Origin of the sequence: Lentzea alba, assembly GCF_011067745.1 — a bacterium.
GTDB lineage: Bacteria > Actinomycetota > Actinomycetes > Mycobacteriales > Pseudonocardiaceae > Lentzea > Lentzea alba.
In genome coordinates, this window is the sequence record NZ_JAAMPJ010000013.1 from 151316 (window position 1) to 175333 (window position 24018).

At 69.5% G+C, this 24018-nt stretch carries 25 protein-coding genes; 13 read left to right on the plus strand and 12 right to left on the minus strand.

Going from position 1 to position 24018, the window contains the following annotated elements:
* The first annotated feature begins 18 nt into the window (after positions 1-18).
* Complete coding sequence (gene cmtR, locus G7043_RS37285; RefSeq protein ID WP_166053390.1) at positions 19-336, plus strand: Cd(II)/Pb(II)-sensing metalloregulatory transcriptional regulator CmtR; 318 nt, start codon at positions 19-21, stop codon at positions 334-336.
* Positions 329-955, plus strand: a complete 627-nt coding sequence (locus G7043_RS37290) for a cation transporter (RefSeq protein ID WP_166053391.1) — start codon at positions 329-331, stop codon at positions 953-955. The genes cmtR and G7043_RS37290 overlap by 8 nt, the downstream gene beginning before the upstream one ends.
* On the opposite strand, the gene G7043_RS37295 is transcribed toward G7043_RS37290, so the two are convergent.
* Genes G7043_RS37295 through G7043_RS37305 form a run of 3 tightly spaced genes read right to left on the minus strand, consistent with a single transcriptional unit; the run spans position 912 to position 2267 of the window.
* Positions 912-1517, minus strand: coding sequence for a class I SAM-dependent methyltransferase (locus G7043_RS37295; protein WP_166053393.1), 606 nt, complete (start codon positions 1515-1517; stop codon positions 912-914). The genes G7043_RS37290 and G7043_RS37295 overlap by 44 nt on opposite strands.
* Entirely contained in the window at positions 1514-1894 is a 381-nt protein-coding gene (locus tag G7043_RS37300; RefSeq protein ID WP_166053394.1) for a hypothetical protein, read from the minus strand. Before G7043_RS37300 ends, G7043_RS37295 begins: the two co-directional genes overlap by 4 nt.
* A complete protein-coding gene (locus G7043_RS37305; protein ID WP_166053395.1) occupies positions 1887-2267 on the minus strand; it encodes a hypothetical protein in 381 nt (126 codons plus the stop codon). Before G7043_RS37305 ends, G7043_RS37300 begins: the two co-directional genes overlap by 8 nt.
* A gap of 140 nt (positions 2268-2407) precedes the next feature.
* On the opposite strand from G7043_RS37305, the gene G7043_RS37310 reads away from it, so the two are divergent.
* Positions 2408-3724, plus strand: coding sequence for an MFS transporter (locus tag G7043_RS37310; protein WP_166053396.1), 1317 nt, complete (start codon positions 2408-2410; stop codon positions 3722-3724).
* Positions 3725-3738: 14 nt separating this feature from the next.
* On the opposite strand, the gene G7043_RS37315 is transcribed toward G7043_RS37310, so the two are convergent.
* A complete protein-coding gene (locus G7043_RS37315) occupies positions 3739-4110 on the minus strand; it encodes a VOC family protein (RefSeq protein WP_166053397.1) in 372 nt (123 codons plus the stop codon).
* Positions 4107-4811 carry an arsenate reductase/protein-tyrosine-phosphatase family protein gene (locus G7043_RS37320; protein ID WP_166053398.1) on the minus strand — a complete coding sequence of 235 codons (705 nt, stop codon included), beginning with the start codon at positions 4809-4811 and terminating at the stop codon, positions 4107-4109. Before G7043_RS37320 ends, G7043_RS37315 begins: the two co-directional genes overlap by 4 nt.
* Before the next feature lie 137 nt (positions 4812-4948).
* On the opposite strand from G7043_RS37320, the gene G7043_RS37325 reads away from it, so the two are divergent.
* On the plus strand, positions 4949-7216 hold the full coding sequence (locus tag G7043_RS37325; protein WP_207312234.1) for a proprotein convertase P-domain-containing protein: 2268 nt from the start codon (positions 4949-4951) through the stop codon (positions 7214-7216).
* Between the two features lie 97 nt (positions 7217-7313).
* On the plus strand, positions 7314-7745 hold the full coding sequence (locus G7043_RS37330; RefSeq protein WP_313888259.1) for a GNAT family N-acetyltransferase: 432 nt from the start codon (positions 7314-7316) through the stop codon (positions 7743-7745).
* Here G7043_RS37330 and G7043_RS37335 read toward each other — a convergent pair.
* Positions 7742-8986 carry a cation:proton antiporter domain-containing protein gene (locus G7043_RS37335; protein WP_166053400.1) on the minus strand — a complete coding sequence of 415 codons (1245 nt, stop codon included), beginning with the start codon at positions 8984-8986 and terminating at the stop codon, positions 7742-7744. The two genes, G7043_RS37330 and G7043_RS37335, sit on opposite strands and share 4 nt — an antisense overlap.
* 206 nt (positions 8987-9192) lie before the next feature.
* Between G7043_RS37335 and G7043_RS37340 the strand changes: the two genes are divergently transcribed.
* Genes G7043_RS37340 through G7043_RS37350 form a run of 3 tightly spaced genes read left to right on the plus strand, consistent with a single transcriptional unit; the run spans position 9193 to position 11911 of the window.
* A complete protein-coding gene (locus tag G7043_RS37340) occupies positions 9193-9684 on the plus strand; it encodes an LppU/SCO3897 family protein (protein WP_166053401.1) in 492 nt (163 codons plus the stop codon).
* A 32-nt stretch (positions 9685-9716) separates the two neighbouring features.
* Complete coding sequence (locus G7043_RS37345; protein ID WP_166053402.1) at positions 9717-11258, plus strand: sensor histidine kinase; 1542 nt, start codon at positions 9717-9719, stop codon at positions 11256-11258.
* On the plus strand, positions 11255-11911 hold the full coding sequence (locus tag G7043_RS37350; protein ID WP_207312235.1) for a response regulator transcription factor: 657 nt from the start codon (positions 11255-11257) through the stop codon (positions 11909-11911). Before G7043_RS37345 ends, G7043_RS37350 begins: the two co-directional genes overlap by 4 nt.
* A gap of 111 nt (positions 11912-12022) precedes the next feature.
* Here G7043_RS37350 and G7043_RS37355 read toward each other — a convergent pair whose 3' ends face one another.
* Positions 12023-12556 (minus strand): hypothetical protein, encoded by a 534-nt coding sequence (locus G7043_RS37355; protein WP_166053404.1) that lies wholly within the window; start codon positions 12554-12556, stop codon positions 12023-12025.
* A 217-nt stretch (positions 12557-12773) separates the two neighbouring features.
* On the opposite strand from G7043_RS37355, the gene G7043_RS37360 reads away from it, so the two are divergent.
* Positions 12774-13673 carry a S1 family peptidase gene (locus G7043_RS37360; RefSeq protein WP_166053405.1) on the plus strand — a complete coding sequence of 300 codons (900 nt, stop codon included), beginning with the start codon at positions 12774-12776 and terminating at the stop codon, positions 13671-13673.
* Positions 13674-13766: 93 nt separating this feature from the next.
* Here the strand turns inward: G7043_RS37360 and G7043_RS37365 are convergent, their stop codons facing one another.
* From G7043_RS37365 to G7043_RS37380, 4 genes are all read right to left on the minus strand, one after another.
* Positions 13767-14771 (minus strand): LLM class flavin-dependent oxidoreductase, encoded by a 1005-nt coding sequence (locus G7043_RS37365; protein WP_313888260.1) that lies wholly within the window; start codon positions 14769-14771, stop codon positions 13767-13769.
* Between the two features lie 71 nt (positions 14772-14842).
* Complete coding sequence (locus G7043_RS37370; protein WP_166053406.1) at positions 14843-17581, minus strand: glycoside hydrolase family 2 TIM barrel-domain containing protein; 2739 nt, start codon at positions 17579-17581, stop codon at positions 14843-14845.
* Positions 17582-17689: 108 nt separating this feature from the next.
* On the minus strand, positions 17690-18679 hold the full coding sequence (locus G7043_RS37375; RefSeq protein ID WP_166053407.1) for a LacI family DNA-binding transcriptional regulator: 990 nt from the start codon (positions 18677-18679) through the stop codon (positions 17690-17692).
* A 2-nt stretch (positions 18680-18681) separates the two neighbouring features.
* Positions 18682-19551: a LysR substrate-binding domain-containing protein gene (locus G7043_RS37380; RefSeq protein ID WP_166053408.1), complete on the minus strand. Its 870-nt coding sequence runs from the start codon at positions 19549-19551 to the stop codon at positions 18682-18684.
* 77 nt (positions 19552-19628) lie between these two features.
* Here G7043_RS37380 and G7043_RS37385 point away from each other — a divergent pair, with 77 nt between their 5' ends.
* The 4 genes from G7043_RS37385 to G7043_RS37400 all read left to right on the plus strand — a co-directional run bounded on the left by G7043_RS37385 (position 19629) and on the right by G7043_RS37400 (position 23900).
* Positions 19629-20858 (plus strand): aspartate aminotransferase family protein, encoded by a 1230-nt coding sequence (locus G7043_RS37385; RefSeq protein ID WP_166053409.1) that lies wholly within the window; start codon positions 19629-19631, stop codon positions 20856-20858.
* A gap of 69 nt (positions 20859-20927) precedes the next feature.
* Positions 20928-21950, plus strand: a complete 1023-nt coding sequence (locus tag G7043_RS50140) for a sensor histidine kinase (RefSeq protein ID WP_166053410.1) — start codon at positions 20928-20930, stop codon at positions 21948-21950.
* Positions 21947-22573 carry a response regulator gene (locus G7043_RS37395; RefSeq protein WP_166053411.1) on the plus strand — a complete coding sequence of 209 codons (627 nt, stop codon included), beginning with the start codon at positions 21947-21949 and terminating at the stop codon, positions 22571-22573. The genes G7043_RS50140 and G7043_RS37395 overlap by 4 nt, the downstream gene beginning before the upstream one ends.
* A 139-nt stretch (positions 22574-22712) precedes the next feature.
* The gene (locus G7043_RS37400; RefSeq protein WP_166053412.1) at positions 22713-23900 is read left to right on the plus strand and encodes a glycosyltransferase 87 family protein; all 1188 of its coding nucleotides are present in this window, start codon (positions 22713-22715) and stop codon (positions 23898-23900) included.
* Here G7043_RS37400 and G7043_RS37405 read toward each other — a convergent pair.
* The gene (locus G7043_RS37405) at positions 23831-23983 is read right to left on the minus strand and encodes a hypothetical protein (protein WP_166053413.1); all 153 of its coding nucleotides are present in this window, start codon (positions 23981-23983) and stop codon (positions 23831-23833) included. The two genes, G7043_RS37400 and G7043_RS37405, sit on opposite strands and share 70 nt — an antisense overlap.
* Positions 23984-24018: the final 35 nt, after the last annotated feature.

Below are 24018 nucleotides of genomic sequence, written 5' to 3' on the forward strand. Positions count from 1 at the left end.
GCCTGTACAGTTCTGCTCATGCTGACCTGTGAGACCCGCGAGGCGGCGCTCGCCCGGCTGGGCCGCGCATTGGCCGATCCGACGCGCTGCCGGATCCTGGTCACCCTGCTCGACGGCCCCGGTTACCCCGCCCGACTGGCGGAGCAACTGGGGCTGTCGAGGTCGAACGTCTCCAACCACCTGTCCTGCCTGCGCGGCTGCGGCCTGGTCGTGGCGACCTATCAGGGCAGGCAGGTGCGCTACGAACTGGCCGACGAGCACTTGCGGCGCGCTCTCGGCGAGTTGCTCGACGTCGTGCTGGCGGTCGAGCCAGGGCCGGAGTGCGTCGATGAGTGACGCCTGCTGCGGGCCGGTCGCGCAGGACTCGCGCAAGATCGCGCTCCAGCGCCGCGTGCGGATGCTGGTGGCCGCCACGATCACCTACAACGTCGTCGAGGCGGTCATCGCGCTCGCGGCGGGCACGGTGGCGTCGTCGACGGCGTTGATCGGGTTCGGGCTGGACTCGGTGATCGAGGTGGCGTCGGCGGCCGCGGTCGCCTGGCAGTTCTCCGGCCGTGACCCCGAAAAGCGCGAACGCACCGCGTTGAAGGTGATCGCGGTGTCGTTCTTCGCACTGGCGGCTTATGTGACCGTCGAGTCCGGGTTGTCGTTGCTGCAGGGGGAGCGGGCCTCGCACTCCACCGTCGGGATCGTGCTCGCCGCGGTGTCGTTGCTGGTCATGCCCGGTCTGTCGTACGCCCAGCGCAGGGCCGGGCGGGAACTCGGATCGGCGAGTGCGGTCGCCGACTCGAAGCAGACCTTGTTGTGCACCTACCTGTCCGCGGTGCTGCTGGTGGGACTGGCGGTGAACAGCCTGTTCGGCTGGTGGTGGGCGGATCCGCTGGCGGCGCTGGTGATCGCTGTCGTGGCGGTCAGGGAAGGTCGCGAGGCGTGGCGGGGCCACCACTGTTGCTGATGTTGCTGAGCAGGTAGCGCTCGTCGTCGATCTGCTTGCCCCACAACGCTTCGTCGACGAGCGGCGTGACCGTCGCCGCGCGGCCGACGAGCTTCAGCGCCTCGGCCGACGTGAGGCCGGCGCCGGTCGACCAGCGGCCTTCCACGAGCAGCAGAACGCCGTCCGGTCGCAGCAGCCGCACCCACCTCTCGACCGCCGCGGCGGGATCGGGCAACGCCCACAGCACGTGCCGCGCCAGGACGACGTCGAACGAAGCCTCCGGATACGGCGGGCAGGCCGCGTCACCGGTGGTGAACTCGACCGGGAGCCCCGCACCTTTCGCCTGCGCGGCTTCGATCATCTGTGCGGAGAAGTCCAAGCCGCGCACGTGGTGGCCCGCCTCGGCGAGGAGTACGGCGAGGCTACCGGTGCCGCAGCCCAGGTCGACGACCGACGCGTTCGGTTTCGGCATCAACGGCAGGAGCAGCCGCGCCCACGCCTCTCGCACCCGTGGGTCCCGGAGGCCGTGGTCAGGTTCGTCGTCGAACGTCGCCGCCTGGGCGTCCCAGAACTCGACGTTCATTTCGTCTTCCTCAACCAGAGCAGGCCCAAAATTGGCAGCACCAACGGGATGAAGCCGTACCCGATGCCGAACAACGACCACACCGTGGCGTCCGGAAACTCCCGGGGCACCAGCAGGCTGATGATTCCGACCGTCACCACTCCGGCGAGCTCGACGGCGCACGCCACGTACGCCACCCGGCGTGCGTTGAGCGCGAGCGTGATGGTCGCCAGCACGTAGACGACGGCGGCGAACGCGGACAGCAGGTACGCGACCGGCGCCTGGTCGAACCGGGTGATCAGCTGCACGGCCGACCGTGAGGTCGCGGCGAGCGCGAAGATCCCGTAGACCGTGATCAGCAGGCGGCCCGGACCCTGCCGGGTGGCCGCGTCACGCATGTCCTGCCCAGATCTGGCCGAGCCGCACGATCATCACCGGCACGCTGAAACACGCGATCGCCAGCACGCCGCCGCTCCAGCGGGTGCGTTCGGAGGCGGCCCACACGAGGGCCAGCGGCAAGATCACCACGGGGCCGACGAGATAGCCGACGAACGAGAACTTGTCGATCTCGCGGTCGAGACCGGTCATCTTCACGATCCCGATCACCGCCTGGACCAGCAACCCGGCCTCGAGCAGGGCCAGCAGCGCGGCCAGGCCCCACTTGGGCTTGGTCACCGGCAGCAGCGGCTTGTTCAGCACGATCAGCGCCACCGCCCAGGCGGCGCCGGCCAGTGCGAGGACGGTCAGCACCGTTGGCAACAGGTCGATCATGCCGCGATGGTGTCACACCCGTGCCGGACGCTTCGAATTGGGAAAGCGTCCATTCTCGACTGAAGCCAGGATTTGGTTGTTGCACTGGATCTGCTGTTGCACCGTCGACGCAAACCTGTGTGCGTGCATATAGTGCGGCCGTGATTTCCGTCCTGCGCAATTCGGCCTACCGAAATCTTTTCGGCGCACAGGTCGTCGCGCTGACCGGGACGGGTTTGGCGACCGTCGCGCTGGGCCTGCTGGCGTACGACATCGCCGGACCCGGTGCGGGGGCGGTGCTCGGGACCGCGCTGGCGATCAAGATGATCGCCTACGTCGGGGTGGCGCCGATCGCGACCGCGCTGCTCGGAGCGTTGCCGCGACGGGCCGTGCTGATCGCGCTCGACGTGGTCAGGGCCGGCGTGGCGGCGGTGCTGCCGTGGGTCGGCGAGGTGTGGCAGATCTACGTTCTGATCTTCCTGTTGCAGGCGGCGTCGGCGGCTTTCACGCCGTTGTTCCAGGCGACGATTCCGGAAGTGCTGCCGGACGAACGCGAATACACCCGCGCCATCACGTTGTCGCGGATGGCGTACGACCTGGAAAGCCTGCTCAGTCCCGCACTGGCCGCGGTGGCACTCGCTTTGGTGAGCTTCCACCAGTTGTTCCTGGGCACCGCGATCGGGTTCGCCGCGTCGGCCCTGCTCGTGCTCTCCGCGCTCGTGCCGCAACCGAAACCGTTGCCCCGCAAGTGGTACGACACCACGACGCGCGGTATCCGGATCTACCTCACCACGCCCCGGCTGCGCGGACTTCTCGCCGTCCACCTCGCCGCGGCGGCTGCGGGCTCGATGGTGTTCGTCAACACCGTCGCCTACGTGCGGGACGTGCTCGGGCGCGACGCGTCCGACGTCGCCATCGCACTCGCGGTCAACGGTGCCGGATCGCTCGCGGCGGCGTTCGCCCTGCCCAGGCTGCTCGACCGGTTCGCGGACCGCGTGGTGGTGCTGCGCGCGGCCGTTGCGCTGGCCGTGTTGTTGTTGCTGGGCGCGATGTTCGCCGGGGACTGGCAAGCGCTTTTGCTGGTGTGGGGGCTGATCGGCGCCGGGTGCTCGCTCGCCCTCACGCCGGGCGCCCGCCTCCTGCGCCGGTCAGCCGATCCCGTGGACCGGCCGGCGCTGTTCGCCGCGGACTTCGCGCTGTCCCACGCCTGCTGGCTGCTCTGCTACCCGTTGGCGGGCTGGGTCGCGACCGCCGCGAACATGACCGCAGCGTTCGTCGTGCTGGGCGCGATCACCGCGGCGGCCGCGATCGTCGCCGTGCGGCTCTGGCCCACGCACGACCCGGAAGTCGTCGAGCACAACCATCACGACCTCGAAGCGCACCACGAACATCTGCACGACGCGGTTCTGGCCGGTGGAGTGTGGACGCACTCGCACGAGTTCCGCATCGACGACCACCACGTGCGCTGGCCGCGCTGACCCCGTGGTCTGTGTCAGGCGGGCTGGAAGAGTTCGACGAGGTTGCCCGCGGGGTCGGTCACGAGGATCTGCTGGCCGCCGGGGCCGCTCACCAGGTCGCTCGCGAAGTCGATCCCCGCCGCGCGCAGGCGGGTGATCTCGGCGTCGAGGTCGTCCACGACGAGGTGGATGCGGTTGCGTCCGGCGACTCGGGAGTGTTCCGGAGTCGCGCGGGCTCCAGAACTCGCGGGGCCGGACAGCAGCAGACGCAGCGGTCCGCGCACGACGTCGGCGAACGCGGGCACGGCGTCGGTGCGCACGGTGAATCCGAAGTGGACGGTGTAGAAGTCGACGGCGGCTTGGACGTCGTCGACGAGGTAACGGACGCTGGCGAGTTGGTCGGTCATCGTTCACCTCTCTTGGCCAGTACCGGCAGCAGATGCCGGACGCGGGTGTCGATTTCCACGGCGGTCGCGACGAACTCCGGATAGCCGGCGGGTTCGGGGATGCTCCAGTGGATCGGCGTGCCCTCGAACTCCGGACAGACCTCGCGAACCTTGTCGCACAAGGTGATCACGTGGTCGAAGCCCGGCCGCACGGAGTCGAGGTGCTGTGGGCTGCGACCGGAGACGTCGATGCCGAACTCCTCCAGCAGTACCCGCACGGTGTTCGGATGGAGCTGCTTGGGGTGGCTGCCCGCACTGGTGACCTCGATCCCGGGCGCGCGCCGTCGCAGCAGTGCTTCGGCGATCGGCGAACGCGCGCTGTTGCCGGTGCACGCGAAGAGCACTCGGACTCCGTTGGGGGACAACGGTGTTGGCGGTTGCAGCTCCAGCGACGGATGCAGGGCTGCCCCCGCTCCGGTCAGCAGCGCGGAACAGCGGTCGAGATCGAGGTGGTAGTAGGTGTCGCGGCCGTCGAACGTGCTGCGCCGCGAGCTCACCAGCCCGCCGTCGCGCAGCAGCCGCAGGTGGTAGGAGACCAGGTTCTGCGGTTCACCCAGGCGTTCGGTCAGTTCGCGCACGCGGTGATCACTGCCGGCCAGCTCGGTCAGCAGCTGCCACCTGAGCGGATGAGCGGCCATCCGCACGAACTCCGGGGCGACCATGCCTCTAAAGATACATCAAATCAGTTTGATGTAAATGGCGGCGACAACCATCCGAACGGCCTGATGTCGTGGCCGGTCGGCGCGGTTACGTTCGCCTGACTCTGCAAACCCCGCAGAACCCTGCGAAGGAGCCCACAGTGCGAAGAAGATCCGTGCTGTCCACCACGTTGACGACCGTCGTGGTCGCGGCGGCGATGGCCATCCCTGCGGCCGCCGCCCCGCTCGCCGGTTGCTCCGGCACCAACGACGGAGACGTGGCGATCGGCGACAACACCACCGTGGAGTCGTCGATCACGATCACCGACTGCCCGTCGGTCCCGTCCGCGGCCGCCACCGTGCCGGTGAAGATCGTGCACACCTACATCGGTGACCTCCAGGTGTCCCTGGTGGCGCCGGACGGTTCGGCGTACGTCCTGCACAACCGCTCCGGCGGTTCGGCGGACAACATCGACCAGACCTACACCGTCGACCTGTCGGGCGAGACCGCGAACGGCGCCTGGAAGCTGCGGGTCAACGACAACGCGGCCAACGACATCGGCCGGATCGACTCCTGGTCGCTGAACCTCGCTTCCACCCCGGCCAACGACTTCTCCGTCGCCACCTCGCCCACCTCCGGTTCGGTCGTGGCGGGCTCGTCGGCGACGACGACCGTGCAGACGCAGACCACCAGCGGTCAGGCGCAGACCGTGCAGCTGTCCGCGTCCGGTCTGCCTTCCGGCGCAACGGCTTCGTTCAGTCCGGCGTCCGTCACGACCGGCACGAACTCGACGCTGACGATCGCCACCAGTGCGTCCACGCCCAACGGCACCTACCCGGTGACGGTCCAGGCCGCGGGCGGCACGACGAAGACCGCGACCTACTCGCTGACCGTCACCGGCGGCACCGGGCCGCAGATCCCCGACATCGGCATCGAGGCGGTCAAGGCGCATCTCGCCCAGTTCGGCACGATCGCGTCCCAGAACGGCGGGAACCGACGCTCCACCTCCGCCGGTTACCGCGCGTCGGTGGCGTACGTGAAGGACAAGCTCACCGCGGCCGGGTACGCCGTGACCGAGCAGGCCTGCACCTCCGGTTGCACCACCGGTGCCGGTCCGAACGTGATCGCCGAATGGCCCGGCGGCAACGCGAACAACGTGTACATGTTCGGTGGGCACCTCGACGGCGTGTCCGCGGGCCCCGGCATCAACGACAACGGCTCGGGCTCCGCGGCGTTGCTGGAGACCGCGCTCGTGCTCGCGCGAACCAACCCGGCCATGGTGAACAAGGTCCGGTTCGCCTGGTGGACCGATGAGGAGCAGGGCCTGAACGGTTCGCGCTTCTACGTCTCGCAGCTGCCGGCCACCGAACGTCAGAAGATCAAGACCTACCACAACTTCGACATGATCGCGTCGGTCAACGGCGGCTACTTCATCAACAACATCAACTCCACCCAGTCGGCGCACATGAAGGCCTACTGGGACTCCCTGAACCTGTCGCCGGAGGAGAACACCGAGGGCCGCAACCGTTCCGACGACGCGTCCTTCACCAACGCGGGCATCCCCGCGTCCGGTTACGCCATGGGCGCCAGCGCGCGGAAGACGGCCGCCCAGGCCACGAAGTGGGGCGGTACCTCGGGGAGCGCGTTCGACCCCTGCTACCACTCGGCCTGCGACACCACGGCCAACATCAGCGACACCCACCTCAACCGCGCGGTCGACGGCATCGCCTACACCCTGTGGAAGTCCGCGGTCGGCACCGGCACCCCCGGCGCCGACTTCTCCGTGGCGGTCTCGCCCACGTCGGGTTCGGTGGCGGCGGGTTCGGCCGTGTCGGCCACCGTGCAGACCCAGACGGTGAGCGGTGACGCGCAGACCGTGCAGCTGTCCGCGTCCGGTCTGCCTTCCGGCGCAACGGCTTCGTTCAGCCCGGCGTCCGTCACGACCGGCGGCACCTCGACGTTGACGATCAACACCACGGCGTCGGTCGCCTCGGGCACCTACCCGGTCACGATCACCGCGGCCGGTTCGGTGTCCCGCACCGCCACCTACACGCTGACCGTCACCGGCGGAGGCGGCGGCTGCGCCGGCACCAACCCGAACGACGTCGCCATCCCGGACGCGGGCGCCGCGGTCGACAGCGACGTCGTGATCTCCGGTTGCGCCGCGACGCCGTCCACCGCGGCCACCGTGGCGGTCAGCATCCGGCACACCTACATCGGCGACCTGACGGTGGCCCTGATCGCGCCCGACGGTTCGTCGTACAGCCTGCACAACCGCTCCGGCGGTTCGGCGGACAACATCAACCAGACCTACACCGTCAACCTGTCCGGCGAGGCCGCCAACGGCACGTGGAAGCTCCGCGTCCGTGACATGGCCGCGCAGGACGTCGGCACGATCGACACGTGGAGCCTCAACCTGACTCCGTGAGGTTGAGCGGGTTCGCGTCTACCCGCCGAAGTGGCATCTCAGCAAAGGTCCTGAATGGTCCTTCTGGGATGCCACTTGGCGCGCGAACATGATCGGTGTGACCATCGAACACACCCTGGCCGAACTGGACGACGCCGACACCGCGCTGGCCTACGACGCCCTGCGCGCCCTCCGCCCGCACCTCACCTCCGTCGAGGAGTTCGTCGAGGTGGTGCGCCTGCAGCGCAAGGAGGGCTACCGCATCGTCGCGTCGTTCGTCGACGGCGCCGTCGTCGCCGCGGCGGGGTTCCGCCACATGACCAACCTCTACGCGGGCCCGCACCTGTACATCGACGACCTGAGCACGCTCCCGGCGGCCCGGCAGCAGGGCCACGCGGGCGCGCTGCTGAAGTGGGTCGACGAGGAAGCCCGCCGCCTCGGCTGCCCGTCGGTCCACCTCGACTCGGGCACGCCGCGGCACGACGCGCACCGGCTCTACCTGAGCTCCGGGTACGTCATCCCGGCGTTCCACTTCAGCAAGCGCCTCTAACGCCGCTTGGCCAGCCAGAGCGCCACCGGCCCGGCGCCGATGCCGTGCAACGCCACACTGCCCAGCACGCAGAGCACGGTGATGGTCAGGATCGTGTCGGCCGCCGATCCCACCGGCAGCCGGTTGAACGCGAGCAACCCGAACACGATCGTCGTCGTGCCGCGCGGACCCAGCGCCCCGACCAGCACCCGTTCCCGCCCGGACAACCTCGACCGCGTGAAGGCGAGCAGCACCGGCACAAGACGGACCACGGTGAGCACGGCCACGCAGAACAGCACCTCCTGCCACGAAACGCCCAGGTAGAAGATGAGGACCGAGGCGATCCCGACGACGAACCACATGGTCATCGTCAACAGCCCGGTGACGTCCTCCAACAGGTGCAGATCGGTGTTCAACGCGTCCGTGCGCACCTCCGCCCGCCCGGCGTGCACGCGGCGCGCCTTGAGCAGCCGGTGCACGTACCGGAACGCGATGCCGCACACGAACGAGGCGACGAACCCGTTGCCGTCGATCGCCACAGTCGCCGTGAAGGTCAGCAACGGCGCCAGCAACACCGCAACCCGCGCCGACTGGTCGGTGACCCACCCGGCCAGGTGCGCCCGGTCCATCAGCCACCCGAGCAGCACACCGATCACCACTCCGGCGACCACTGCCTTCACCGCGAACGGCAGCACCGTGCCCAGCGCCTCGAGCGGCGTGCGCGTCTGCGTGGCGTCGCCCGCCAGGATCAACGCGAAGAGGAACAACGGCGACACGATCCCGTCGTTGTACCCGCTCTCGATGTTCAACGTGCTCCGCACCCGCACCGACAACGCCGGATCACGCACCACCCGCTCCGCCGGCGCGAAGTCAGTCGGCACCGTCACGCACGCGACCAGCAACAACACCGCCCACGACAAGCTCGGGAACAACAGCCAGCCCAACACCGCGGCCAACGCCAAACTGATCGGCATCGCCACGAGCAACACCCTCGCCACCAACCTGGGATACGCACCCCACAACCGTCCCGCGCGCACCTCGGTGGCGTCGACGAACAACAGCACCGCGAGGATGATCTCCGCCGCGTGCTGCATCGACTCGGTGTTCAACCCCTCGGCGATGGAGCCCACGTTGAGCAGCCCGACCGCGGCACCGGCCAGCACCATCACGATCGGCGCGCCCAGGCTCCACCGGTCGAGCCGGGACGCCGCCAGCGACCGGACGACCATGGCGAACGCGGCGGCGAGCAACAACGAGTTCATGCGCACATCTTCGCGCAGGCTGTCCTAAGAGGACATCCAGAGGGTCGGTGCGCCGAGGGCGAGCAGCCTCCGCTGGAACGTGACCAATCCTCTCAAGGTGTGACCACCCGGCTCACGACCGGGCGAGAAGCGCAAGTCCCACATCGTCTCGATCGCCAAGACCATCGCCGCAGCCGGGCCACCACCCCGAGCCCGTACTCCTCAGCATGAGGAAACCAGTTCTGATCATCGCGGCATTGGCGGTAGCAGCCACCGGAGTCCTGGCCTACGTGAACCTCACCGGCGCCCCGCAGGCGAAAGCCGGTGAGTGCGTCGCCGTCACCAACGGCGCGGAGGTGGTGAGCACCGGCTGCACCGCCCAGAACGCGCGGTTCAAGGTCGGCCGGGTGCTGCCAGACTCCGGTGCGAACTGCCCGGTCAGCGACGACGAGTACGTGCAGGTCGTGCCCAGTTCCGGCGGCGGCAAGCTGTGTTTGTTGCCCAACCTCGTCGAGGGCTCGTGCTACCAGCCCGCCGACAACGACGACAGCTGGGGGCCGTCGGCCTGCACGGGCGAGGAGACGATCAAGGTGACCAAGGTGATCGCCGCGGCGGGGGACGGTAGCGGGTGCCCGGAGGTCGATGACCTGGTCTCGATCGTCTACCCGGAACCGCCCACGACCTACTGCCTGGCGCCGGTCCACAAAGTACCCGCCTAAACCGGGACGTGGCGCGGTACGTACTCCCCGGTATGAGCGGATCTCAGCCCTGGACGCCGACCCCGCGGGTCGTGGCGCTGGGGCGTGAGCTCGCTCTCATGGCATTCGTGGGTGCCGTCACCTACACGGCAACCCAGTACGTGACGGTGGACTGGGGGCCGGCGCCGTGCGACGTGCCCGGTGTCGGGGCGCTGGTGGCCGGTGCCGCGGTGGTTCCCGCCGCGCTCCGGCGCCGGTTGCCGGTGGTGGCCCTGCTCGCCGCGGCGGCGCTCTTCGGCTGGTATCCGGCGACCGGGATCGCGCTGGCGCTGGCGTCCTACAGCGTTGCCGCGCGGGTGCGGCGGACGCGGTGGCGGGACGTCGTGGTGACGGTGGCGGCGTTGCTGCCGTTCACGATCGGGCTGATCGGGTCGGGCTACCAGTGGGAGGTCGTGATCATCGAGTTCGGCATCGCCGCGCTCGTGACGGTCGCCGGCCCGGTCGCCGTGCAAACCCTTCTCGCGCAACGGGAGCAGCTCATCGGTGCGTTGCGCGAGCAGTCGCGCTACGCCGGTTCCACCGCACGGTTGCAGGAACGGTCCCGCATCGCGCAGGAGATGCACGACCTGCTCGGGCACCGACTCAGCCTGATCTCCCTGTACGCGGGCAGCCTGGAGATGGACGCCACCCGGCACGTGAGCGAGCCGGCGCGGCTCATCCGGACGACCGTGCGCACCGCGATGGACGAGCTGAGGGCCACGCTCGGCATCCTCCGCCAAGCCGAACCCGCGGCCACCCGGCCGGCCGACCACACCGGCACGAGGGCGGACATCTTCCAGCTCGTGCGGCAGGCCCAGGCCGGTGGCGTCCAGGTGACGTTGCACTGGTCCGGTGAGGATCTGTCCGATGTGGCCAGACCGGTTCGGCAGGCGGTGCACCGGATCGTGCGCGAGGGACTCACGAACGTCTGCCGGCACGCGCCCGGCTCGCGAACGGAAGTCGTGGTGGAGCACGGAACCGACCGCGTCCGGGTCAGCGTGTCCGACGACGGGCGCGCGGCAGCCGCGACGCCCGGTACCGGGCTCGGACTTGCCGGGGTGCAGGAACGCGTCCGGTTGCTCGGCGGAACGTTCGCGGCAGGACCGTTGGCGGGACAGGGGTTCCGGGTTGCCGCCGAGCTCTCCCTCGCCGCGACCGCTCCGCTCGCGCTCGCGGCGGTCGCCCAGGACGAACCGGAGGACGGGTTCGCCCGCGCGGGCATGTCCGCGGTGCTGGCCACGGGGCTGATCGGCGCGGTCGCGATTCTCGTCGTCACGTTCAACACGGCGATGTTCCAGCTTCCCGGCGGCGCGGACGGACAGCTTCCGTTCGAGACTCTCGCGCTCGGCAGCACACGCGATCAGGTCACCCAGAGCGTCGGATCGGACAGTCAGATCGCACGCATCGCGTCCCGCGGCGTCGAGCCGAAACCGCCCGGGAACACCGACTGCTCGTACACCTACTTCGAAGAGGACGGGACCGCCATGGTCGAGCGCTACTGCTTCCGCAGGGATCTCCTGGTCCAGAAGTCCCGCTTCGCGTTGCCGGGAGCATGACCGTGATCAGGGTGATGCTGGCCGACGACGAACAGCTGCTGCGCGAAGGTGTCCGGCTGGTGCTGCGGCACGCGGACGACATCGAGGTGACCGCGGAGGCGGGCGACGGCGCCGAGGCGGTGCAGCTGGCCTGCGCGCAACCCGTCGACGTGGCGCTGGTGGACATCCGCATGCCGGGCACCGACGGCCTGACCGCCGCCGAGCAGCTCGCGGAACGTGCGCCCGAGGTGAAGGTCGTCATGCTGACGACGTTCGGCGAGCAGGAGTACATCACGCGCGCCCTGCGGGCAGGTGCCGCCGGATTCCTGTTGAAGGACAGCGGACCTCAGGAGCTGATCCACGCCGTGCGGGCGGCTGCTCACGGTGGCGCCATCCTCTCTCCCCGGATCACCAAGGACCTGATCGCCACGCATCTGAGCGACGGCCGGTCCGCGAAGGCACAACGGCTCGTGGACACGTTGAACGAACGCGAGCGCGAGGTCCTCGTGATGGTCGGTGTCGGTGCCTCGAACGCCGAAGCGGCCCGGCTGTTGTACATGGGGGAGGGCACGGTCAAGACCTACGTCAGCCGCATCCTCGCCAAGCTGGGCTGCGCCAACCGCACACAGGCCGCGATCATCGCCCACGACGCCGGCCTCCTGCCGGCCGCGTGAGCACCATGTGCGCGCGAAAGAGGTGCACGCGGGAAAGGAGCTCAGGACCGCCGTGCCTGAGCTCCTTCCCGGTGTGCTCGGACGACTCACCGGGTCGTCAGCCGAGCACGGTCAGGCGGCGCACTTGCGCGCCGCGGCGGCGGCCTGGTTGGACTTGTTGTTCTGCTGGGCCGCGACCCTCTTCGCCTGCGCGGCGCGGTTGGCCTGACCTGTCGCCTGCTGCCTGGCCTTCTGCGCCGCAGCGGCCGCCTGGTTCGCCTTGTTCCTGTCGGCCTGCTGGTTGGACTGCTGGGCTTTCTGCGCCGCCGCCTGAGCTGTCTTGGCAGCGTTGTTCGCCCGCTGCTGGGCACGCTTGGCGTTGTTCACGGCCCGCTTGGCCGCACGCTGTGCCCGGCCGGCCTGGTTGCGCGCGTTGTTCGCGGCCTGGTTCGCCTGCTGCTTCTGCTGGGCGTTGCACTGGCGCTGATTCGCGCTCGACGAAGGAGCCGCGCTCGACGAAGGAGTCGCGCTCGCTGAGGGACTCGCGCTCGCCGACGGGTTCGCACTCGTCGAAGGGACGGCGAAAGCCGTTCCGACGGCCCCGAAACTCACCGCCGCCGCCAGTACCGCCACCAGTGCGCCGCGCTTCACGTTGTTCTTCGGCATGTCCGCTTCCTCTCGTCCGGTCCGCTGCACCGCGGAGCCGCTCAACGGGGGAGTACGCGGTCCTGATCACCGGTCGTTCACCGGTTCCGCCGCCTCGAAACGATCGGGGCACCATCCAGTCCGACCGTCTGCGAGATCGAGACGATCGGCAACTTGTCGCTGTCGCACAACGGAATTCACTGTTGGTCCATTCGCGGACTTCACGAGAGGGCACCACATGGGCAAGCACCACAACGACGGTCGCAGGGGCAAGGCGATCGCGGCAGGCATCGGTCTCGTCGCCGTCGTGATCACCGCGACGACCTTCACCGCGAGCCAGGCCGCACAGGACGACCGTGCGAATCCCGCGCAGGCCACAGAAACGTTGCGGCAGAAGGCTTCCATCACCGGCACCGCGTGGGCCGTCGACCCCGCCACGAACGAGGTCCTCGTCACCGCCGACAGCACCGTGACCGGAGCGCGCTGGGACACGCTCGAGGCCACGGTGAAGTCCATGGGCTCCAAGGTGAAGCTCCAACGCACGGAGGGCACCTTCCGGTTGTTCGCGGAAGGCGGCGACGCCATCTTCGCGGGGAACAGCCGGTGTTCGCTGGGCTTCAACGTCGTCACCAACGACAACCGTCCCGCCATCCTCACCGCGGGCCACTGCACGGCCGCCGGACGGCAGTTCTCCCTGACCGCCGGCGGAAGGGCGGCGGCCACCGTGGCCAGGTCCACCTTCCCCGGCAACGGCGACTTCGCCCTGCTGACCTACAACAACCGCAACACCAACGCGCCCAGCGAGGTCGACACCGGCAACGGCACGGTCCAGATCCGGCGCGCGGCCGAGGCACAGGTCGGCCGGCAGGTGCAGCGGATGGGCAGCACGACCGGCCTGCGCTCCGGCCGCGTCACCGGTCTCAACGCCACGGTGAACTACCCGGAGGGCGCGGTGACCGGCCTGATCCAGACGACCGTGTGCGCGGAAGGCGGCGACAGCGGCGGCCCGATGTTCGCCCGCAACGGCGACGCGATCGGCCTGACCTCCGGCGGCAGCGGCGACTGCCGGCGCGGCGGCGTGACGTTCTTCCAGCCGGTCACGAAGGCCCTGGCAGCCGTAGGCGCCCGCATCGGCTGACCCCACCCCGCCCGATTCGTCCGGTAAAAGAGGTTGATGAGGGGAGCTTTCATAAACCTGAGGTTTATGAAAGCTCCCCTCATCAACAACGTGTCAGGCTGGGTGCCAGCCCAGTTCCGGGCCCAGTTTGGTGGCGATGTCGGTGAGGATCTGGACGTAGTCCTCGTGGGCGAAGCTGAACGGGAGGGCGAACGCCACCTCGTCCACCTCCTGGAAGGCGAGGTGCGCGTACAGCTGTTCGGCGATCTCCGCGGAGGTGCCGATCAGGTCGCGGGCGAACATGAACCGGCGCGGCCCCACCGGTGCTCCGGTGCGGGCCGTGCGCTGGTCCACGTAGTCCTGGTACTTCGCGCGCTGCTCCGGCGTGGCCGAGTCGGTGGGGATCACCACCAGACCCTGCGAGACCCGGCCGCCGCCGTGCTCCCGGAACGTCCGGATGTGCGACTGCTGGATCTCGGCGAAGTCCTCCGACTGCTCGGCCTGGACCACATTGCTGCACAACAGGTTCAGCCCGTGCTCGCCGGCCCATTTCGCGGACCGCAGGCTGCCGCCGCCGTACCACATCCGCTCGCTCAGGCCCGGCGAGTGCGGCTGCACGCGGTCCGAGAACACCTCGATGCCCTCGGTGCCGCTGAAGCCCGTGGCCTTCTCGCCGCGCACGAACCCCAGCAACCGCTGCAGCCGGTCGTAGCTGAAGTCCTCCACGTCCGCGGTCTGCGGGTAGAGCGCGTGTTTGACCTCGTCGTAACGCATCGGCGGCCCGACGCTGACGCCGGGGTTGAGGCGACCGCCGGACAGCACGTCGACGGTCGCCAGGTCCTCCGCGAGCCGCAGCGGGTTCTCCCAGCCCAGCGGGATGACCGCGGTGCCGAGGCTGATCCGGCTGGTCCGCTGGGAGGCGGCGGCCAGGATCGCGATCGGCGAGGAGATTCCGAACTGCAGGTGCCGGTGCCGCACCCACGCGCTGTCGAACCCGAGCTCCTCACCGAGCGCGATGACGTCCAGCGTGGTCCGGTGACCCGCGCCCGGATCGTGCTCGTCGAACAGCCCGATGGTGAGAAAACCCAGCTTCCGCAACGGCTCTGACTTCCGCGGCACGGAACCTCCTCGAATCAAGTCTCCCTTCCGAGTTTAGGTGACATCTCAACTAGGTCCACATCGTGGAACGGTCAGGACGTCGCGAAGGTCACCGAGAACGTCGCCTTCTGGGCGTGCAGCCGGTACTGCGGCAGCACGCCCGGTCCGCACGACGCCGTGCCGAGGCCGTGCTGGGCGAGGTCGAGGTTCAGGTACACGTGCTCGCGCGGCTGGAGATCGTCGGTGTGCCGCGCGGCGTCGAGGTCCTCGCTGGTCCAGCGGCGGGCGGTGAAGTCGAACACCGGCTCGCCCTCGATCCTCAGGTCGCCGATCCGCAACCAGCGGGCGTCCGCGCGGTTGCCGTTCTCCTGCGGGAACACGTACGGCGTCTGCAGTCCGTCCACAGTGGACGTGAAACGGCCGATCCTGGCCGCCTGACGGCTGTCCGCGTACGCCTCACCGGGCCCGGCGCCGAACCACTCGACGGTGTCGAGGGTCGCCGGCAGGGCCAGGCGCAGACCGAGCCGGGGCAGCGTGCACGGCCACTCGCCGTCCGGGGTCACCGTGAGCCGCAACCGCAGGCGGTCGCCGTCGGCGGTCCAGTGGTAGTCCGCGAACATGCCGAAACCCCAGCTGGGCGGTGCCACCCGCGTCCGGACGACCAGCGCGGCGTCCTGGACGTCGACCTCGATGACGCGGTGCTGCAGGCGGTGCAGGCCCGCGTCGCGCCAGGCGCGTTCCTCGGGGTGGTCCGAGCCCCGGTCGTTGTCGGTCGGGGCCCGCCACAGGTCGAGTCGAGGGCCGTCGACCGGATGCTCGCCGAGCCTCGTGAGCAGGCCGGTCGCCGGGTCGAACTCGCCGGGGCCGAGCCACAGCACGTCACCCACGCCGACGAGTTCCACGCCACCGATCGGCGTGACCGGCGCAGCTTCCATGATCGAGATCTGACCCCAGGCGACGACGTGACCGGCATCGGCCCAGCTCGTGGCCTCGGCCAGGGAGGCGCGCACGGTCAGCCAGCCTTCTCCCGGCGCGGCGGCCAGCGCGGGCAGTGGGACGTCCGCGTGCTGCCTGGCGGCCACCGACGGCACGTCGAGCGCGCCCGACGCGACCTCCTCGCCGTCGACCTCGTGGATCCAGTCGAACCGCAGGTGGTCGAGCGAACCGTGGTCGTAGTGGCTGGCGATCCGGATTCCGGACGCCGTCCCGGTGATCCGCACCGGCTCGAAGACCTTGGCGAACTCCAGCAGCCCCGGCGAGGGCGTCCGGTCAGGGAACACCAGGCCGTCGATCACGAAGTTGCCGTCGTGCAACGGCTCGCCGAAGTCACCGCCGTAAGCGAAGTGACCGTCGCGCTCCAGCCCGTGGTCGATCCACTCCCAGATGAACCCGCCCTGCACGGTCCGGTGCCGCTCGAACAGCTCGCGGTACTCCAGCATCCCGCCCGGCCCGTTGCCCATCGCGTGCGCGAACTCGCACAGCACGAACGGAATTCCGTGCCTGCGCTCCTGCCCGATGTGGTCGACCTCCTCGGGTGAGGCGTACATGCGGCTGTACACGTCGACGTACTCGCAGTCGAAGTCGCCCTCGTAGTGCACCGGGCGGGACGGGTCGCGGTCGCGGGTCCACTCGGCCATCGCGGCGAGGTTGCGGCCGGTGTGGGACTCGTTGCCGAGCGACCACAACACGATCGACGGGTGGTTCTTGTCCCGCTCCACCATCCGGCGCATGCGGTCCACATAGGACTCCGCCCAGCGCGGGTCGTCACTGGGGTTGCCGGCCCAGCCCAGCTCGCCGAACCCGTGCGTCTCCAGGTCGCACTCGTCGATCACCCACAGGCCGTACTCGTCGCACAGCTGCAGGAAGTACGGGTCCGGCGGGTAGTGGCTGGTGCGCACGGCGTTCACGTTGTGCTGCTTCATCAACAGCACGTCCGCGAGCGCGGTCTCGCGAGGCACCGCACGGCCGAACTTCGGGTGGTGCTCGTGCCGGTTCACGCCGCGGAACACGACCCGCGCGCCGTTGATCGTGAGCACGCCGTCCTCGATCGCGACGGTCCGGAACCCGATGCGCACCGGCACCCGTTCGACCTCGGTGTGCACGAAACCGTCGTACAACCGCGGTCGTTCCGCGCTCCACGGCTCCACCGGCACTTCGGCGACCTCACCGGCGGGCAGCGACTCGACGCCCAGCTCGGGCACGGTGATCAGCAGGTCAGCGCCCTCGACCGACAGCGTGCCCGTGCCGGAGACGTGGTCGTAGGAGGCGTGCACCTGGTAGTCCGCGACACCGCCGCGCGGCCGGGACATCAACGTGACCGCGCGGAAGATCCCGGACATCCACCACATGTCCTGGTCTTCGAGGTAGCTGCCGGACGACCACTGGTGCACGCGCACGGTCAGCACGTTCCCGGACGGGCGGAGCAGGTGCCCCACCTCGAACTCCGTCGGCAGCCTGCTGCCGCGGGTGATGCCGAGTTCGGTGTCGTTGAGCCAGACCCGTCCGCACGAGTCGATGCCGTCGAACCGCAGTGCCGCCGGCTCGTCCGGCCAGTTCTCCGGCAGGTCGAACACCAGCCGGTAGTCGCCCGTCGGGTTCTCGCTCGGCACGAAGGGCGGCTCGACCGGGAACGGGTACTTCACGTTCGTGTACGCGGGCGAACCATGGCCCTGCAGTTGCCAGTGCCCCGGCACGGTGATGGTGCCCCAGTCACCTTCGTCGAGGCGGAAGTCCCAGGTCCCGTTCAGCGACAACGAGGGCGCGTCGGAGGTGAAGAACGCACGCGGCGGCAGCGCGCCGGTGCCGGGATCGATTTCCTCGATGTACGACAAGATGCCCAACCCTTCTGCGGCTCATCCTCCGAAGCGCCCGTGAACGTTCCCGTGAACGTTCACGGCCTTGCTCGAAGCATGGGCCGAATCGAGGGGGAGTGTCAAGGTTCAGGCGGAGTTGCGGACCAGCAGAACTGCGTTGACCTGCAGTTCCTCTGGCGGCAACTGGGCGTCGCCCGCCAGCAGCCTGCCCGCCTGCTCGATCGCGAGCGCGCCGATCCGGGTGGTGTCGAGCGCGACGCTCGTGAGCGCCGGGTCGACGACCGTGCCGAGCTGGAGCCCGTCGAACCCGACCACGGCGAGGTCCTTCGGCACGACCAGGCCCAGCCGCCGCGCGGCCCGGAGCGCGCCGATCGCCACGACGTCGTTGTAGGTGAACACCGCGGTCAGATCGGGATGCTCGGCGAGCAGCTCGGTCAACGCCTCGGCGCCACCGTCGACCGACTGCGCGGTGTGACCGACCACCGTGGCGTCGAGCCCGTGACCGGTCATCGCGTCGGTGAACCAGACGCGGCGCAGGCTGGGGCTGGGCTTGACGCGGCTGACGTGGTCGAGCATGCCGATCCTGCGGTGCCCCGCGGCGACGAGGTGGTCGACGGCCTCGTGGACACCCTTCTCGCCGTCGATGTGAATCGAGCTGAAGCGCGGCGTCTGGTGGTCACGACCGATCAGCACGACGGGCATGCCGCTGAGGTGCTGGTCGAGCTCGGCCTCGGCCAGGCTGAAGTAGCCGACCACGGCGTCCACCTGGGACACGACGACCTCGATCGTGCGGCGTTCCTCGTCGGTGCTGTCGGCGGTGTCGTACACGATCACGTGCCAGCCACGTGCGCGCGCGGCCTCCAACGCACCGTGCGCGACCTCGGTGAAGAAGGGGTTCAACAGGTCGGGGATCACGAGACCGATCGTGGTGCTGTCCTGCCGCACGAGCCCGCGGGCGAACCGGCTGGGCCGGTAGCCCAGCTCGCGCGCGGCGTCCAGCACCCGCTGCTTGGTGCTGCTGTCGATCTCGCCCTTGTCGTTGAGAGCCCGCGACACGGTCTGCCGCGAGACCCCGGCGGTCCGCGCGACGTCGTTGATCGTGACGCGCTTGCCCATGATCACCTCTCGTCCGATTGCGACAGGGTATGCAGAGCGTCAAGTACCACTGTGATCGCCGCGCGCGAATCCCGCCGCACCGCCGCGGTGATCCTCCGCGTCACCGGCAGCTCCCGCGTCACCACGTCGAACCGCCGGTCGACGGCCAGCGCGGGCAGCACCGCGACCGCCAGACCCGCCTCGACGTGTTTCAGAGTCAGCATGTAGTTGCTAAAACGACCGACCACTCGCGGTTCGAACCCCGCCTGCCGGCACAGTCGCGTGGCCAGGTTCGCCATGTAGGAACCGGGGATGTCGAACGCCCACGGCTCGTCCTTGCACGCCGCGATGTCGTTCTTCGGCTGACCGGGCGGCGTGACCAGCACGATCGGGTCCGCGCCCAGCGGCACGACGTCGATGTCGCGCGGCACCGGCAGTTCGACGAAGTCGGTGGTCGTGATGATCACGTCGACCTCGCCGGCCAGCAGCGCGGGCATGCTGGCGTGCGGTTCGAGCTCGACCAGCTCGACCTCGAGGTGCGGGTGACCGAGGTGCTCGATCGCGGGCACGGCGAGGGTGTGGATCGAGCTCTGGAACGCGCCCAGCCGCACCCGGCCCGACGGCTCCTGGCTCAGCTCGCGCAGCTCGGCCTCGACGGCGTCCATCTGGTCGAGGATCGACCGCGCCCGCCGCGCCAGGATCACCCCGGCCGACGTCAGCCGCACCCGCCGCCCGGTGCGTTCGAGCAACTGGGTGCGGGTCTCGTTCTCCAGCACCGCGAGCTGCTGCGACACGCTCGAAGCACTCAGGTTCGCGGCCTGCGCCACGGCCCGCACGGTGCCCAGCGCGTCGAGCTGGCTGAGCAGGCGCAGGCGCCACGGGTTCAGCGTCATGTTGTTAAGTATTTCCGAACAGCGAGCGCGGAAATGTGAGATGGACCCGACGCTCACTCGTTCGTAGCGTTCTGGCCATGGACACCTTCTGGGACGACGTCGACCGCCACCTGGTCCGCTACGGCGGAACGTTCACGCGCGAGATCATCGACAGCGCGTCGGGGAGCTTCCTGTTCACCGAGGACGGCCGCCGCGTCCTGGACTTCACGTCCGGACAGATGAGCGCCATCCTCGGCCACTCGCACCCGCGCATCGTCGAGACCGTGCGGCGCCAGATCGCGAACCTCGACCACCTGTTCAGCGGCATGCTGAGCCGCCCGGTCGTGGACCTCGCCCGTCGGCTCGCCCAGACCCTGCCGCCGTCGTTGTCGAAGGTGCAGCTGCTCACGACCGGCGCCGAGTCGAACGAGGCCGCGCTGCGCATGGCCAAGCTCGTGACCGGCAAGCACGAGGTGGTCGCGTTCGCCCGCTCGTGGCACGGGATGACCGCGGCCGCCGCGGCCGCGACCTACAGCGCCGGGCGCAAGGGTTACGGGCCCGCGACGCCGGGCAACTTCGCGATTCCCGCGCCGACCGGTGACTGGCAGGCCCAGCTGGACCTGGCGTTCGACCTGATCGACGCGCAGTCCGTCGGCTCGCTGGCCGCGTGCATCGTCGAGCCGATCCTGAGCTCCGGCGGGATTCTCGAACCACCGTTGGGCTACTTCGCCGCGTTGCGGCAGAAATGCCGTGAACGCGGGATGTTGCTGATCCTGGACGAGGCCCAGACCGGCCTGTGCCGCACGGGTACCTGGTACGCGTTCGAACGTGACGGCGTGGTGCCGGACATCCTGACGCTGTCGAAGACCTTGGGTGCAGGCCTGCCGTTGGCCGCCGTGATCACGTCGGCGGAGATCGAGGAGGAGGCGCACGCCCGGAACTACCTGTTCTTCACGACGCACGTGTCGGACCCGCTGGTCGCGGCCGTCGGCAACACCGTGCTGGACGTGCTCGTCGAGGAACGGCTGGACGAGAGGGCGGCCAAGCTGGGCGCGTTCCTGCGCAACGGGCTGGACGACATCGCGGCGAGGCACGACCTGGTGTCCGACGTGCGGGGGCGCGGTCTGCTGGTGGGACTGGAGATCGCGGACGAGTCGCTGAGCGCGCCGATCACCCAGAGGTGCCTGGATCTGGGACTGCACATGAACATCGTGCAGATCCCCGGCATGGGCGGGGTGTTCCGGATCGCGCCGCCGCTCACCGCGTCCGAAGAGGAACTGGCGCTCGGGCTGAGCATTCTCGACGAGGCGATCGGCACCGCCGGCTGACCACTTGGCCAATCCGCTCGGTCGGAAGGTGGAGGCCACCCGGTCGGCACGGCTCGTACGATCACCGCCGTGGGGGACCTTCGCCTGAAACCGCTCCTGGAACCGTTGCTCGTCGCGGTGCTCTGCGGAGCTGTCTTCACGATCACCGGCCTGACCAGCGGTTTCGGCCGAGCCCTCTACGTGGGCGGTTCCGGAATCGTCGCACCGCCGGAACTCCTCACCCCATCGGTGCGGATCGCCGAGGTCACCGTGGTGCTGGCCTCGGCCTTCGTGCTCGCCTGGAAGTCACCGGCGCTGCGAGCCGCGGTGTGCATCGCGGCGTTGGCGCTGTTCAGCCTGCACGCCGCAGTCTTCCGGACGTCGTTCTACCTCAGCCGTTCCGACAGCGTCGTGCTCATCCTGATGCTCGGTGCCATCGGGGTCGGCGGCGGCGTGCTGCTGCGGATGCGGGAGCGGTCACGGGCGGCGCTGGCGGTTGCGGCCGAGGAGCGGGCCCGGCGAGACGAACGCCTGGACATGGCACGTGAGCTGCACGACGTCGTGGCGCACCACGTCACGGGCATTCTGGTGCAGGCACAGGCGGCGCTCGTGGTGGCCGAGGAGGACAAGAGCAGGGCGTACGACTTTCTGCCGGGCATCGTCGACGGCGGCACGGACGCGTTGGGCGCAATGCGTGCGATGGTCCGGACGTTGCGGGACAACGGTGCCGCGACCGCGACCAGCGATCTGACCGCCGACCTGCACCAGCTCGTGGAGAAGTCCGGTCTGCCGGTGCGCACGAGCATCGAGCTGACCGAGGACGTGCGGCCGGAGCTGGGACGGTCGGTGCTCAGGCTGGTGCAGGAAGCGTTGACGAACACCCGGAAACACGCTCACGACGCGACGAACGTCGAGGTGGACGTGCGGCTCACGGCGTCAGCGGTGCTTCTGTCCGTTGTGGACAACGGCACCGCGCGACCGCCGCACTCGGGCGGGTTCGGGCTGGTGGGCATGCGGGAACGGGTGCACGAGCTGGGCGGGCGGTTCTTCGCGGGCGCCACCGGGGACGGCTGGCTGGTCACCGCCGAGCTGCCACTGGAGGTGCGGGTGTGATCTCCGTGCTCATCGCCGAGGACCAGGACATGGTGCGCGCGGGGTTCCGGTTGATCCTGGAGGCGCAGCCGGACGTCCGCGTCGTCGCGGACGTGGCGGACGGGCTCAGCGCCGTCCAGCGAGCCAAGGAGCTGATGCCGCAGGTGTGTCTGGTCGACGTGCGGATGCCGGGTCTGGACGGCCTGGAGGTCACCCGGCAGCTCGCGCCGCACACCCGAGTCGTGGTGGTCACGACGTTCGACAGCGACGAGGTCCTGAACCAGGCGCTGGACCTCGGCGCGTGCGGGTTCCTGACCAAGGACGCCAGTCCCGGGCTGCTGGTCGAGGCGATCAGGTCCGCCGCGCGCGGGGACGTGCTGGTGTCGCCGCAGGTCGTGCTGCGGGTGCTGCGGCGTTCGGTGCCGCCGGTCGCGACCGCCGAGACCGAACTGCTGACCCCGCGCGAACTGGACGTCGTGCGGCACGTCGCGCAGGGCCTGAGCAACAACGAGATAGCCGCCGCGCTGCGGGTCTCGGTGTCGTCGGTCAAGGCCTACCTGGCGTCGGTGCAGGCCAAGGTGGGTGCGCGCAACCGCGTCGAGATCGTGGCGTGGGCGTTCCGCGCGCACGTGGTGGCCGGCTGACCTCGGCCGAAAGGCTGACCCCCGCCGAGGTTGGCAGCTGTTCGGCCATGATCTTCCGGCTCCTGAGCCGATCCGCCCGCACCGCCTCGCACAGCAGGCTCGTCCACATCGGACCTCCGGTGGACGAAAGGTTTCCCCTGTGCTGGCTCAAGTGTCCCGTGTCGACCTCCGCAAGGTCTGGGTCGCGGCCTCAGCCGCGGCGTTGACGTGGATCTGCCTGCGGAGCTTCAGTTCCGGCCTCCTCGACCTGCGCGTCTACCTGGCGGGCGGTGAGGCGTGGCGGGCCGGCACGGACCTCTACACCGCGGACTTCACGGCCCCGCTCGGTCTGCCGTTCACCTATCCGCCGTTCGCGGCGATGTTGTTCAGCGGCCTCACGCCGTTGCCGTTGCCGATCATCGCCGTGCTCTTCACGGCAGCCGCCATCGCGCTGTTCACGGCGGCGTGCACCGCGGCGGCCCAGCGCGTCCAGGTGGGCCTCGGTCTCGCCGCGCTGTGCCTGGTGCTCGAACCCCTGCGCGGCGGCCTGGACCTCGGTCAGATCAACATGATCCTGATCGGGTTCGTCGCCGCCGACTGCCTGCTGCCGCGCACGCCGTGGCCACGGGGGATGCTCGTCGGAATCGCCGCCGCGATCAAGCTGACACCGGCGATCTTCGTGCTGTTCTTCCTGTCCCGCAAGCGGTGGAGGCCCGCGCTGACCGCCGTCGGCACGTTCGCCGGCGCCGGCCTGATCGGCTGGCTGCTCGCGCCGGACCAGTCGAAGCAGTTCTGGTTCGAGGCCATGCTCGACCCGGGACGCGTCGGTGGTCTCGCCTACACCGCGAACCAGTCGTTGCGCGGCCTGCTGTTCCGGCTGGGCGCGCCCGAGGCGGTGTGGCTGCTGCTCTGCGTGGTCGTGCTGGCGGTGACCCTGGTGGTGCTGCCACGGCTGCGCGACGACCTCACGGCACTGCTGGCCGTCGCCGCCGCCGGGTTGCTGATCTCGCCGGTGTCCTGGTCGCACCACTGGGTGTGGATCGCGCCCGCCCTGCTGCTCCTGCACGGCTGGGTGCGGATCGCGGTGGGCGCGGTGTTCGCCCTCGGCCCGCACTGGCTGCTCCCGGCCACGGGCGACAAGGAGCTCGCGTGGACCTGGTGGCAGCACCTGATCGGCAACGCCTACGTGTGGCTGGGCCTGGCGTTCCTCGGGTGGTGCGCGATCAAGGCCATGCGGGATCGGTCGCCGATCCGCGGCGACGTCGGTGACCCGGCCGGTTACTTGACCGGCACGGGCAGCTTGGCGAGCAGCGCGCGGGCCTTCCGCAGGATGTCGGCCTCCTCGTGACCGAAGTCCGACAGGTAGTGGCGCAGCGCGTGCCGGAGGAGGATCAGCTCTTCCTCGTTCAGTTCGAGGGTCGTGGTACCCATGACTCCATGTTAGGCCTGTTCAGGCGGCGGCGCGG

Excerpts from the sequence above, each read along its gene's own strand:
- cmtR (WP_166053390.1), top strand. The coding sequence starts at position 19 with ATGCTGACCTGTGAGACCCGCGAGGCGGCGCTCGCCCGGCTGGGCCGC.
- G7043_RS37290 (WP_166053391.1), top strand. The coding sequence starts at position 329 with ATGAGTGACGCCTGCTGCGGGCCGGTCGCGCAGGACTCGCGCAAGATC.
- G7043_RS37295 (WP_166053393.1), bottom strand. The coding sequence starts at position 1,517 with ATGAACGTCGAGTTCTGGGACGCCCAGGCGGCGACGTTCGACGACGAA.
- G7043_RS37300 (WP_166053394.1), bottom strand. The coding sequence starts at position 1,894 with ATGCGTGACGCGGCCACCCGGCAGGGTCCGGGCCGCCTGCTGATCACG.
- G7043_RS37305 (WP_166053395.1), bottom strand. The coding sequence starts at position 2,267 with ATGATCGACCTGTTGCCAACGGTGCTGACCGTCCTCGCACTGGCCGGC.
- G7043_RS37315 (WP_166053397.1), bottom strand. The coding sequence starts at position 4,110 with ATGACCGACCAACTCGCCAGCGTCCGTTACCTCGTCGACGACGTCCAA.
- G7043_RS37320 (WP_166053398.1), bottom strand. The coding sequence starts at position 4,811 with ATGGTCGCCCCGGAGTTCGTGCGGATGGCCGCTCATCCGCTCAGGTGG.
- G7043_RS37335 (WP_166053400.1), bottom strand. The coding sequence starts at position 8,986 with ATGAACTCGTTGTTGCTCGCCGCCGCGTTCGCCATGGTCGTCCGGTCG.
- G7043_RS37340 (WP_166053401.1), top strand. The coding sequence starts at position 9,193 with ATGAGGAAACCAGTTCTGATCATCGCGGCATTGGCGGTAGCAGCCACC.
- G7043_RS37345 (WP_166053402.1), top strand. The coding sequence starts at position 9,717 with ATGAGCGGATCTCAGCCCTGGACGCCGACCCCGCGGGTCGTGGCGCTG.
- G7043_RS37350 (WP_207312235.1), top strand. The coding sequence starts at position 11,255 with ATGACCGTGATCAGGGTGATGCTGGCCGACGACGAACAGCTGCTGCGC.
- G7043_RS37355 (WP_166053404.1), bottom strand. The coding sequence starts at position 12,556 with ATGCCGAAGAACAACGTGAAGCGCGGCGCACTGGTGGCGGTACTGGCG.
- G7043_RS37360 (WP_166053405.1), top strand. The coding sequence starts at position 12,774 with ATGGGCAAGCACCACAACGACGGTCGCAGGGGCAAGGCGATCGCGGCA.
- G7043_RS37375 (WP_166053407.1), bottom strand. The coding sequence starts at position 18,679 with ATGGGCAAGCGCGTCACGATCAACGACGTCGCGCGGACCGCCGGGGTC.
- G7043_RS37380 (WP_166053408.1), bottom strand. The coding sequence starts at position 19,551 with ATGACGCTGAACCCGTGGCGCCTGCGCCTGCTCAGCCAGCTCGACGCG.
- G7043_RS37385 (WP_166053409.1), top strand. The coding sequence starts at position 19,629 with ATGGACACCTTCTGGGACGACGTCGACCGCCACCTGGTCCGCTACGGC.
- G7043_RS37405 (WP_166053413.1), bottom strand. The coding sequence starts at position 23,983 with ATGGGTACCACGACCCTCGAACTGAACGAGGAAGAGCTGATCCTCCTC.